8 protein-coding genes are annotated in these 13,166 nt (G+C 30.6%); 6 read left to right on the top strand and 2 right to left on the bottom strand.

Annotation, left to right across the window (positions count from 1 at the left end; all coding sequences use genetic code 11):
* The first annotated feature begins 15 nt into the window (after positions 1 to 15).
* Both BLV37_RS06340 and BLV37_RS06335 read left to right on the top strand, forming a co-directional pair.
* A complete protein-coding gene (locus tag BLV37_RS06340) occupies positions 16 to 2,148 on the top strand; it encodes a 3'-5' exonuclease (protein ID WP_091728858.1) in 2,133 nt (710 codons plus the stop codon).
* A gap of 319 nt (positions 2,149 to 2,467) precedes the next feature.
* Positions 2,468 to 2,908, top strand: a complete 441-nt coding sequence (locus tag BLV37_RS06335; protein ID WP_091728856.1) for a nucleotidyltransferase family protein — start codon at positions 2,468 to 2,470, stop codon at positions 2,906 to 2,908.
* Between the two features lie 1,004 nt (positions 2,909 to 3,912).
* On the opposite strand, the gene BLV37_RS06330 is transcribed toward BLV37_RS06335, so the two are convergent.
* Complete coding sequence (locus BLV37_RS06330) at positions 3,913 to 4,287, bottom strand: YkvA family protein (protein WP_176967898.1); 375 nt, start codon at positions 4,285 to 4,287, stop codon at positions 3,913 to 3,915.
* Positions 4,288 to 4,322: 35 nt separating this feature from the next.
* The gene (locus BLV37_RS15430; RefSeq protein ID WP_280140114.1) at positions 4,323 to 4,454 is read right to left on the bottom strand and encodes a hypothetical protein; all 132 of its coding nucleotides are present in this window, start codon (positions 4,452 to 4,454) and stop codon (positions 4,323 to 4,325) included.
* Between the two features lie 316 nt (positions 4,455 to 4,770).
* Between BLV37_RS15430 and BLV37_RS06325 the strand changes: the two genes are divergently transcribed.
* The 4 genes from BLV37_RS06325 to pglX are packed head-to-tail and all read left to right on the top strand — an operon-like array spanning position 4,771 to position 13,151.
* A complete protein-coding gene (locus BLV37_RS06325) occupies positions 4,771 to 5,367 on the top strand; it encodes a DUF1819 family protein (RefSeq protein WP_091728849.1) in 597 nt (198 codons plus the stop codon).
* Complete coding sequence (locus BLV37_RS06320) at positions 5,368 to 5,946, top strand: DUF1788 domain-containing protein (protein ID WP_091728847.1); 579 nt, start codon at positions 5,368 to 5,370, stop codon at positions 5,944 to 5,946.
* 18 nt (positions 5,947 to 5,964) lie between these two features.
* Complete coding sequence (gene brxC / locus BLV37_RS06315) at positions 5,965 to 9,546, top strand: BREX system P-loop protein BrxC (RefSeq protein ID WP_091728844.1); 3,582 nt, start codon at positions 5,965 to 5,967, stop codon at positions 9,544 to 9,546.
* 17 nt (positions 9,547 to 9,563) lie between these two features.
* Positions 9,564 to 13,151, top strand: a complete 3,588-nt coding sequence (gene pglX / locus BLV37_RS06310) for a BREX-1 system adenine-specific DNA-methyltransferase PglX (RefSeq protein WP_091728842.1) — start codon at positions 9,564 to 9,566, stop codon at positions 13,149 to 13,151.
* Positions 13,152 to 13,166: the final 15 nt, after the last annotated feature.

Genomic DNA, 13,166 nt, shown 5'->3' with positions numbered 1-13,166 from the left:
AATGAGGAGATAAGAATGAATGTTGATATTGCAATAACAAAAACTTATTTAACGGCGTTGTCTAAGCTACCAAAATCAAAACAAAAAAAAGCAAATAACTTTTTCGAAAAATTCAAATTGAACCCTGATTCTGCATCCATAAATTATGAAGATATTATTGATATGAAAGATGATAAAGTGAGAACCGTTCGGATTGATCAAAAATACCGAGCAATTATCATTCATCCTCCTGAAGGAAATGTTTATTTATTTGTATACATTGACAATCATGATGAAGCAATGGATTGGGCTAAAAATAAGATCTTTAATGTTAATAGTAGCACTTCGGCAATTCAGGTAGTAGACCTAACTATAGGAAAAAAAGAAGTAGTTCCATCAGAAGAAGAAATTGAGAGTCAAGACAAAGGTGAATTAAGTATAGCTGACATATACACTCAAGATGAATTGATTTCAATAGGTATTCCTAAACTTGTACTTCCTGTATTATCTTTTATCAAAACTGACGAAGACTTGGTGAAGCATGTGAAGGAATATGTTTCTGAGGATATCTATGAAATATTGAGTTTTTGCCTAGAAGGTATAGATATAGAAGAAATTAAAGAATGTTTCAGTATTGAAAATGATTTTGTACCGAAAACAATGCATGAAGCAATAAATAAAGATATTAATAAATCTTATATAAAAGTTATTTCTGAGGAAGATGTAATTTCAAAAGTCTTAGATGACCCTATAGACTTATGGCGTATTTTTATACATCCTCAACAAAACAAGTATGTAATAGGCAATAATGGAAATTATAAAGGGAGCTTTCAGCTAAAAGGATCTGCAGGAACAGGTAAGACTGTTGTAGCAATGCATAGAGCTAAATACCTTGCTGAAAATGTTTATACAAGTAGAGAAGATAAGATTCTATTTACAACATACTCTAAAAAATTAACTAAATCAGTAGAGTATAACCTCAAAAATATGTGCAACTTAGAAAGTTTGAATAGGATTGAAGTGATCAATTTGCATTCATGGATTGCTAAGTACCTTAAAGAACATAATATCTCATTTAAAATAATTGATGATGAAACTCGTGCTATATTTATAGAATCAGCAATAACAAGAGTAGGGTTAGAACAGGACTATACACTTTCAGATGTAATTACAGAAATAGATGTTGTATTAAGTTATCACCAGGTTATGGATTTGGACTCATACCTAAGAGTAAGTAGAAACGGTGCATTTAAAAAGCTTGGAAGAAGCCAAAGAAAAGAAGTTTGGAATATTATATCTGAGTACCTTGAAATGCTTCATGAATCTGATTTTACTGAATGGTGGATTATTATTAAGGATGTAATACATATGATAAGTAGAAAAAAAGATATAAACTATTCAGCCATAATTATTGATGAAGCTCAAGATTTTGGGATGCCAGAGTATAGACTAATAAGAGCTTTAATTGATGAAAAAGAAAATGATTTATTTATTGTGGGTGATATTAGACAAAGAATTTATTCTGTAAACTCTAACTTTTCAAAATGTGGCATTAATATTAAAGGTAATAGAACAAGAGAACTTAAAATAAATTATAGGAATACTTTGGAGATTAGTCAGCAAGCAGAAAAAATTATTAGAGGTGTTAATTTCACAGATTTTGATTCGGATACTTTTCAAGACAAGTCTTCAAAGTGTGTGATGAGAGGTAAAAGACCGATAATTAATAATTTCCCTAGCCAATATGAAGAGAGTAATTATGTACTTGAGGAAATAAGAAAGATAGTTAGTTCTGGTATTAATTATAGTGAAATTGCAATTGTTTCGAGAGTAAATAGTTACTTAAGTATTATAAAAGATACCTTGAACAAGGCGATGATAAGAACAATATCTCTTGAAGAAGTTAATCCTATTAGTCAAAACAATGTTTATATAGGGACTATGCACGGAATCAAAGGATTTGAGTTTAAAGTAGTTTTTCTGGTTGGAATGAACGAAAGTATGATTCCATATAAGAATCAATTGGACAAGTTAGAATATCATAGAGAAATAGAAGAATATGAAAATAAGGAGCGTTCATTATTATATGTTGCTATGACAAGAGCACGAGATCAGTTATATATTTTGAGTAGTAATCAGATATCAAAATGGATAGAAAAAATAAGTTAATAGATTTTTATCTATTGTAGAGATCCCTGCAGAAACTTAGAAGTTTAGAGGCTTAATTAATATAGCAAAAATAAATACAAAAATGTGGTATAATCTAGGTGAGTTTATGTTGTTAGCTCGCCTAATTATATTTCTGGAGGTATGAGAAAATGGCTCTAAATCGATCACCAGTTACCATTAAAATAAATAAACAAACATCCATTATAGAATGTAAAATGGGAGAAAAAAGAAAATAATATTGCTTGTCAAGTAATTTTGACCTTCTAGTGGTCACTTTTAATTGTAAATCAATACTTCATTCTCAAGTAAAGGAAATATATTGATAAGCGATGGAGAAAAAATTATTTCTGATAATTATGAACTGATTTTAATGTTGGACAAGTATCTATATCATACCTATTTAATCAGTTCATATGATATATATTATAATTTAATGCCATCTAATATTAATGAGTATCCATTAACAGATTTTTTATTTATAGATAGTGGTGGATATGATGGTCCAGCTATCAGATCGCATTTGAATGAAATTGAGAAAACACTTGGCAAAGAGATAGAAGGAATAGAACAAATTTTATTTGGAGGATCTCTATCTAAAAAAACTTTTGTAGAAGGAATCAGTGATGTGGATGCTTTAGTAGTGGTTAAACCGGATATAGCTAGTGGTCTAACCCCTGAGGAATTGGGAAATAAATTTTATGATTTACAATACCTAGCTTGTTCATATTTTAAGACTTATAAATACACCATTAGCTCTTAAATTTTCATATATCTTAGGAGCTCCATATCTAGATTTACTAGTTTTAAATATATGCAGAATTTCATTTTCTAGAAATCGATTTTCAATGCTCCTTTTACTTTCTTTTTTATTGAGATGCTTATAATATGAGCTTCTAGAAACCTTTAGAACTTTGTACATTAGTTTTATATCATGGATATGTCTATTGTCAGTAATGAACTTATATATTGAGCTTACTTCTTTGCAAATACTGCCATGGCTTTTTTTAATATTTCGTTCTCTTCTTCAATTCTAGCCTGCTTAGAACGTCATTAAACTTAAGTGGAACAACATTTAAAGGAATATGTACTGCAAATCTTATGTAATAGCATGTGAGCTGAAGGCGGGTCGTTCGTGTATAAGGATAAGCTAATGCACTATATCTCTTCATAGGGAGCGAAGCCTATTAAGGAAATGACAGACAGGTTCAATTCAGGGATGTAGTAAACACAGAGACGTTTTGAGTTGTAAGGGATATAATTTGTAGATTATTTTTTGTTTAACCTATTAGTTACTAGTTATTAGCAACTAACTTAATAAAAGCATGAGGATTTTACTGGAATCAAATGATTAATTAACAATTACTATTTTAGAGAGGTTGTAATGGGAACTCCTATTTTGCCTAGGTTTTTATCTTCCATTTTACTTGATTCGTATTCTACCATATATACTCGGAGAGTGTATACTAAAACAATTACTTGTCTATGAAAAAACAGAGGATGCTCAAAATTGCATCCTCTGATCCTATTAGCATTCATATTACTATTTTTAGGAGGTTATCTAAGTTCTATGCATCTGACTTGTTGGAACATGAATGTGTTATTTTATTAATATGGGCCTATATGAATATATGTAGGTTTGTATAAATAGACTAGCGTAGATATTTGATCAGAATAATGTTGTCTTAGACTATTCTGCTAAGGAGATGAGGATTGGGACCCATTATCAACTTGTCTCCTTGGCATTCTATTTGGGAATAAATAAAATCATTTAATTAATGGTTCATCATTTTTCCCAAGCACCCTAGGGATGAGTTCTTTATCAATGAATACAAGTAGGTTATCACATTCTTTTACTAAGGCTTGCAAATTACTTAACACATTAGGATCGCCATACCAGAATTGTTGAATATATTCTTGATCAAGTTCATTTATTAAAGCGTTTATAATAGTTATTGCAACAAAGGCATCATCTATAAGTGCCCAAGCTCCTAATGCATCGGGTATGATATCGATAGGGCTTAAGAAATATAAAATAGCATATACAACTTTTCCTTTATATTTTTGGGGGAGCGAGGGGTCTAAAGATATTTTCCATAGTAAATAGAATAAGTCTGGAACTAATATAATTATACTTTTCAAGGTATCTGGGCAATTCTTGTCTTTAATCCAAGAATCTATCTTTTTACGTATTTTTTATAAAATGCTTCATTTTTTTTCTGACTTTTATCACTATGAATGTTTTCAACGTAAGGAACTATAGCATTTTGAATAGTTTGATTTCCCATTAAATCATCTTTATTGATCATAGTTTATACCCCCATTTTTTATATCTTATACCTTAATTCCACAATATCAATAAAATTCCTTCATAATAAGTGATATGAGTGTAAAACTCTATTTTTACAGACTAAAAAGAAGCATTAAGGGATGTGATAATAACAATAACTCATTCATTCTAGTAAATGTGCTTTGACAAACTTTTTATATAGTTAATTAGATAGGTAAGATTAAATATAATTTCTGTCACCTTAGCGTTTTTCATTTTCTTACTAGACATCTCCACCCACAATGATATAATATAACTATCAAAGTGGCCCATCTGAAAGGAAGTGATTGTAAAATATGTTACAATATACATCGATTTTGAAAGCCAGACCTTTTCTATATCTAGAACTAAAAAAAGCCATATCATTGAAAATTCAAGGATTTAGTGAACTAGATATAAAAAACAAATCATTAGAAGAGAATATTTTCTCTGTCAATACAGAAACCAGAAAAAAAGAAATTGCTTCAGCAGTTATTAATAGAATACAAGTATTAGATGATTACATATTAGATAAAATCGTAAATGGTAGCTTACAAACAAGCAAGCAGCTAACTATTTATAGCATACTCAAAACAGACAGGCTTTTTTTCGAATTTATGAAAGAAGTCTATAGAGAAAAGATACTATTAAAAGATTACAGCATAGACGACAAAGATTTTAATATATTCTTTAGAAGAAAAGCGGAGCAAAGTGAAAAAGTTGCATCATGGCAGGATTATACCTATTACAAGCTTAAACAAGTATATAAAAGAATTCTATCAGAAGCAGGATTCATCAAAAACACAAAAAATGAAGTAAAAATTATACCTCAGATAATAGAGGAAGAAGTTAAAAATCATCTAATAGATATAGGTGATAGAGTATACCTAGAAGTCATGTTGGGGGAGATGTAAATGGATATATATGAAAGACTAGACAAGATTCTTCCAAAGCTACAGGAGAAGAGATTTAGAGAAAACAAAGGACTAGGCAATGAAATAGGATATTATATATTTGACTATGACCCTAGTGATGAGCTTATAGTTAGGGAGCATATTAAATACCTAAAGCAGAAAATAAATAATGAAAGCTCAGAAATAAAAATAAAAGAGTTCGATCTATATGAGATCATGTTAGAGGTTCTAGAAAGCAAAGGGTACTTAAACAAGGTTCTTGATATGGAAAAACAAAAAGGCACAGAGCACATACTAAACGCTATTAAGAAAACCCTTAGATTAACTCAAAATAATGATCTAGTAGTAGAGTATATAAGAGATAGAGTAGAAAAAAATGACATAGTATTTTTAACAGGTGTAGGGAAAGCATGGCCTATTATCAGATCACATACAGTTTTAAACACACTACATTCAGTAATAGATGAAGTACCACTCATAATGTTTTTTCCAGGGGTATATGATGGACTTGAGCTTAAGTTATTTGATGAAATAAAGGACGACAATTATTATAGGGCATTTAAGTTGATTGAAAGATAAATGAAAAGGGGAGATTTTATGCAACTTAGGAAAATGTTTTATAAAGAGATTGATAGAGATATTAAAGGAGTTATTAAAATTGGACAAGATGATGAATCAAATGTCTATCAAGAGCTTGAAGAGTATGTTGTAACTAGAGAATTGGCTAAACACTTTAGTGAATTCTTTGAAGCATATAAAAAAGGCATAAATAGCTACACAGATAAAATTGGAGTATGGATATCAGGCTTCTTTGGAAGCGGTAAATCACACTTTTTAAAGATACTATCATATCTATTAGAAAATAAAGAAGTAAAGGGTCAAAAAGCTATTCATTATTTTGATGATAAAATAGAGGATTCTATGGTGCTAGCTGACATAAAAATGGCTGGAGACACTAGTGCAGATGTGATTTTATTTAATATAGATTCCAAATCAGACTCTACTTCAAAAGCGAATAAAGATGCTATTGTTAAAGTTTTTATGAAAGTATTTAATGAAATGCAAGGCTTTTGTGCTGCACTTCCCTGGGTTGCAGAACTAGAGAGGCAATTAGTAAAGGATGGTACATATGAAACTTTCAAAGCCAAATTTGAAGAGCTATCAGGTAACACTTGGGAAGATTCAAGAGAAGACTTTTATTTTGAAGAAGATAATATAGTAAAAGCACTATCAGAAACAACAAAAATGAGCGAGGAAGCAGCTAGAAGCTGGTACAACAAAGCAGAACAAAACTACACATTAAGTATAGAAAAGTTCGCTAACCTAGTAAAGGAATATATAGAATCAAAGGGAAACAATCATCATGTTGTTTTTCTAGCGGATGAAATAGGACAATACATAGGAGATGATGTAGGCCTAATGCTTAATCTCCAAACAGTAGTAGAGGACTTAGGTACACACTGCGGAGGAAGAGCATGGGTAATTGTTACATCACAACAGGATATAGACTCTATTACTAAAGTAAAAGGAAACGATTTTTCAAAAATTCAAGGAAGATTTAATACTAGACTTATTCTATCCTCAGCAAATGTAGACGAAGTAATAAAGAAAAGAATTCTTCGTAAAACGGATGTTGCTAAAGATACATTAAAACTACTATATCAAGATAAAGAAGCTATCCTAAAAAATCTAATCACTTTTTCAGCTGATACACCAGAAATGAAGATTTACAAAACAGAAGAAGACTTTGTAAATGTATATCCATTTATACCATATCAATTTAATTTGCTTCAATCCGTATTTACAGGTATTAGGCTACATGGAGCTAGTGGTAAACACTTGTCAGAAGGAGAACGTTCATTACTTAGTGCATTCCAAGAATCGGCTATTATCTATGCAGATAGTGAAATAGGTACACTTATACCATTTGGGGCTTTTTATGAAACTGTGGAAGCATTTTTAGATTCAAATATTAGAACAGTCATAATAAAAGCCGAGGATAATGAACGTTTAACAAAAGAAGATGTAGAAGTCTTAAAAGTACTATTTTTAATTAAATATGTAAAGGAAATGCCTTCAAATATAGAAAACATAGCTACTTTAATGGTTAGACATATTGACGATGACAAAATTGAACTAAAAAAACAAATAGAAGAATCCTTAAAGAGACTATTAAAAGAAACTCTAATCCAAAAAAATGGTGACGAGTATATTTTCCTTACTCATGAAGAACAGGATGTAAACAAGGAAATTCAAAATATACCTATTGATATGAGTGAAACTATATTAAAAATAGGAGAAGAAATCTTTGAGGGAATTTATGATGAAAAGAAATACAGATATAATACCAGGTATCATTTTGACTTTAATAAGATAATAGACGATAGGTTATTATCACCTCAAAAGCACGAAATAGGATTAAAGATTATAACTCCATATTATGATACAGGTGTAGAACTAACAGACCAAGAGCTTAAATTGATGTCCACAAGGGAAAACAATCTAATTGTAAAGCTGCCTATGGACACTACTTTCTTAGAGGAAATGGAAGAGGTATTAAAGATAAAAACCTATTTAATGAGAAAAGGTGGAGCTGCAGCTACTCCAGAAATAGAGGAAATTAAGATTAGAAAATCTAGGGAAGTAAAGGAAAGAGGAGACAGAGTAAAGTCATCACTTATTGAAGCTATAAAATCAGCAGAACTCTATGCTAACTCACAAAAACTAGACATTAGGGCAAAGAACCCAGTAGAGAGAATAAACGAAGGATTTAAAGTACTTATTGAGAGTATGTACAATAAACTTAGTTACATTACAACATTTGTGGAAAGCAACAAAGATCTAAACGATATTATATTAGAAGATGACATGCAGCTAAAAATAACAGATGATATGCCAAACAAATTAGCAGTGGATGAGGTTGGTGGTTTTGTTGAGAGAAACACAGATAGAAATATTCCTATGACAATAAAGTCTATAGTTAGTCTATATTCAAAGGCTCCTTATGGATGGAAAGACTTAGATATAGTAGGCATAGTACTAAGACTATTTAAAGCTCAAGAAGTGAAGCTACAGCTTGGAAGTGAATATATCAATATATTTGATAAGGATTTAATCAATTATCTCACTAAAAGAGACTATCAAGATAGACTAGTCATTAAGAAAAGAACTAAAGTTCCAGCAAAATATATAAACAACGTAAAAAACTTAGCCAAGGAAGTCTTTGATATTACGGCAATGCCAAATGATGAAGATGGTTTAATGGAAAGATTTAAAAAGCTATGTGAGCAAGAACTAAACATGAGAAGTATAGATACAAATGATTATGGAATATATTTTCTGCTAGAGAATTACAAAAATAATATATACTATCCAGGAAAAGAAGTATTAGAAAGAGGTCAAAAGCTATTTGAAGAAATATTAGCCCTAAGGGATAGCACAGAGTTTTATGAAAAAGTATATGAGTTAAAAGATGAGCTATTAAATTATGAAGAAGACGTATTTGAAGTAAAGAAGTTTTTCAAAAATCAAAGAGAACAGTTTGACAATGCTGTTAAGCAGTTAGACATATACAAACACAATAGCACCTATGTAGTTGACAAAGAAACTATCAAGTTAATTGGTGAAATAGAAAGAATAGTTAAATCAAAAGAGCCATACTCTGAAATTCATAAATTACCTAATTTAATAGAACAATTTATAAACAAATTTACAGAGTTACTGGAAGAAGAATGTAAGCCAGTTAGAAATGTAATTAAAAGTGATTGTGAAAAGGTATTAAATGAATTATCTATATATGAATTTAAGGATGAATTTTACGGTAGATTTAAAGGCATGTTCGATAATCTATTAAAACGCCTAGACAGTGCAAATAACTTCTATGAAGCAATCGCAATGAAGGAAGAATCAGATAGAATAAAGATTCGCTGCTTTGATGAAATAAACAGAGAAAAGCAGAGGAGAAAACCACCTGTAATAGACAATGTACCACCAACAACTTCAGGAGAAGGAGAGACACCACCATATGTAACTAAAAAAACTATACATGTAAGTATATCTAACATACTGCATGGTGCAAAGGAAATCGAGACTGATAAAGATATAGAAGAAGTATTAGAGCAAATTCGTAAGAGTCTAAAAGAGCAGCTAACTGAAAACACAAAACTAAAACTAATCTAAGGGCAGGAGGGTCATATATGAACAAATCTGCTATAAAAAACTTTGCAGTAAGAGCTAGGAATAAACTTATAGAAGATATTACTCAAAAATCATATGAACTAGGTATTACAAAAAATGAAATAAAGGATATAGAAACCTTTGAGGGTGGATTTAGAGTAAAAGGGATTGAAAATAGCAAAGTCTATAAGAAGTATGAAATAAAACAAAGAGAAAAACTAATATCTAACATAAAGACAAAAGGATTTGAACAAGTAATAGAAGAGGTTGCCTATACATGGTTTAATAGATTCATTGCCCTCCGTTTTATGGAGGTCAATGAATACCTTCCTACAGGTGTAAGAGTGCTATCATCAATAGAAGAAGGAAAAATAGAGCCAGATATTATAAAAGAAGCGTTAAATGTAGACTTAGACTTAGATAAGGAAATAATATATAGATTAATAGATTCTAATGATACACAGGACTTATATAAATATCTTTTAATAAAACAATGTAATGAATTAGGTAAAATAATGCCTATGGTATTTGAAGAAATATCTGACTACACAGAACTACTAATACCAGATAATTTATTAGGAGAAGGATCTGTAATAAGGGATTTAGTAGAGTCTATAGAGGAAGAGGACTACAAAGATCAAGTAGAGATTATAGGCTGGCTTTATCAATACTATATATCCGAAAAGAAAGATGAAGTATTTGCAGATTTAAAGAAAAACAAGAAGATTACAAAAGAAAATATACCTGCTGCAACCCAGCTATTTACTCCAAAGTGGATAGTAAAGTATATGGTAGAAAACTCACTAGGTAGACTATGGCTAGAATCCCATCCAGACGAAGAGTTAAAAGCACAATGGAAATATTACTTAGAAGAAGCAGAACAAGAACCAGAGGTACAAAAGAAACTTGATGAACTTAAAGACCCTAACTTAAATCCAGAAAATATAAAAGTACTAGACCCAGCTATGGGAAGTGGACATATTTTAGTATATGCCTTTGATGTACTGTATGATATCTACCTAAAAGCAGGATATTCAGAAAGAGATATACCACAACTAATATTAGAGAAAAACCTATACGGACTAGATATAGATGATAGAGCAGGACAACTAGCAGCCTTTGCACTTATGATGAAAGCAAGGAGTAAGAATAGGAGAATATTTAGAAGAAAAGTAGAGTTAAATGTTTGTTCGATTCAGGAAAGTAATGGGATAACAAAGGAAGCTATTGAGTATTTAGTTAGCCCGAAAGATACTGCATTAGAAAAACATATTCATAAAGAGGGTGTAGAATATTTAATTGAAGTATTTACTGATGCAAAGGAGTATGGCTCAATATTAGATGTCAATAAAATAGATTTCGATGCTATTGAGAGAAGGATAGAAGAGATTAGAGATGGAGAAGCATTAAATTTATTTGAGTTTGAGTATAAAGAGGTAATATTAGAAAAGTTTCCACCTCTTGTTAAACAGGGTAGGATAATGAGTGAGAAGTATGATGTGGTGTGTACTAATCCACCTTATTTAGGTAGACAAGGAATGAATAAAAAATTAATCGAATTTGTAGACAAGAACTATAAAGGCAGTAAGCAAGACCTATTTTCTGTATTTATCGAAAATGGATTTAATTTCTTAAAATTAAAAGGATTTAATTCAATGATAACAATGCACTCATGGATGTTCTTAGACTCATTTAAGGAGCTTAGGAGAAATATAGTAGACAATTATGGGATATACAGCATCTTACATTTGGGTTACGAAGCATTTGAAAATATCATTGGCAAAGTAGTGCAAACATGCGCATTTATTGTTAGGAAAGTTAATATAAGCTTGACGTCACATAATGTTAGATTAGTTGATTATTATGATTCAAGACGACATGAAAAAGAATCCCAGTTTTTCAATCCCATTAATAGATACAAGAAGTTAAATCAATCAGATTTTAAACAAGTACCCAATTATATTTTATCATATTGGATTAGTAAGGAATTTCTTAATGTCTTTAAGAAAGGTAAGAGACTTGAAAATAAAGTGCTAGCAGTAACAAAAGGAATTTTTACAGGAAATAATGATAGATTTATAAGATACTGGTATGAAGTTAATAGTTTGGATATGGTCAATAGAAAGTGGAACAAGTATTCCAAAGGAGGCCCATATAGAAAATGGTACGGGAATTCCCTGTATGTAATTAAATGGGAGAATAATGGTTATGAATTAAAAAGCTATGAAAAGAGTGGTATGGGAGCATCGAAGTATTATGGTTTACCTCATATTGTTTGGTCAAAAGTAACTACATTAGACATCACATTTAGAAAGGACCCAGACGATGTATACTTTGATGATGCTAGTCCTGCAATCATTTTTAGAGAAAATGAATTTAGCGATATCATTTTTGGATTTGTAAATTCTAAGATTTGCAAGGAAATTGCTAGAATACTTGCTCCAACAATGAACTATCAGATTGGTGATATAAAGAATATACCATTAATTGAGATAGAAGAAGAGTATAAAAAACAAATTGAACAATTAACTAGTAAATGCTTAGACATAACAAAAGAAGATTGGGATTCCTATGAAATATCTTGGGGTTTCCAAAAACATCCTTTATTAAGTCATAAAGGTATCTTAGGTGCTATAGAATATTCTTTTAATAACTGGCTAAATTTTACTAGAAAACAATTTTATTTATTGAAGGAAAGTGAAGAAAAACTAAATGAAATTTTTATTAATACTTATAAGCTCAAAGGTGAATTGACACCCGAAGTTGATCAAGATGATATAACAATAAATATTGCTAAACAAGAAAAAGACATAAAATCCTTCATCTCCTATGCAGTAGGCTGTATGTTTGGTAGATACTCCTTAGATGAAGAAGGCCTAATCTATGCAGGTGGGGAATTTGGAAAACAATTCAGAATTGAGAATGGAGAATTGAGAATTAATACAACGGAAGGATGGAAAAATTCTTCAATAGATGTCACTATGGATAACGTAATTCCTATAGTAGAAGATGATTACTTTGAAGATGATATAGTAAATAGATTTGTAGAGTTTGTAAAGATTACCTTTGGAGAAAAGACACTAGAGGAAAATATAGACTATATAGCAGAAACATTAGGACAAAAAACTGGTGAGACCTCAAGACAGGCTATAAGAAGATACTTCTTAAAAGACTTCTACAATGATCATGTAAGAACTTATCAAAAACGACCTATTTACTGGCTATTTGATAGTGGAAAACAAAACGGATTTAAAGCTCTTATATACATGCACCGCTATGATTCATCAACAGTAGCAAGGGTTAGAACAGATTATCTTCATAAGCTACAGAAAATGTACGAAGCAGAGGTAAGGAGACTAGATATACTTATAGAATCTAATCTATTACCAAGAGAAAAAGCTGCTGCAATGAAGAAAAAGGACACTATAAATAAACAAATTGGGGAGTGTCTAGCCTACGACCAAGTAATAGCCCATGTTGCAAATCAGAAAATAGAAATTGACTTAGATGATGGAGTAAAAGTTAACTATGGAAAATTCCAAGAGGTTGAGGTTTCACAAGGGGAAGGAAAGAAACCATTAAAAGCTGATTTATTAGCTAAGATATAGTACGGGGGTGATTGA

Source organism: Proteiniborus ethanoligenes (assembly GCF_900107485.1).
Classification (GTDB): Bacteria; Bacillota; Clostridia; order Tissierellales; family Proteiniboraceae; genus Proteiniborus; species Proteiniborus ethanoligenes.
The sequence above is the reverse complement of the archived record's forward strand: the minus strand, read 5'-3'. Positions and strand labels throughout refer to the sequence as shown.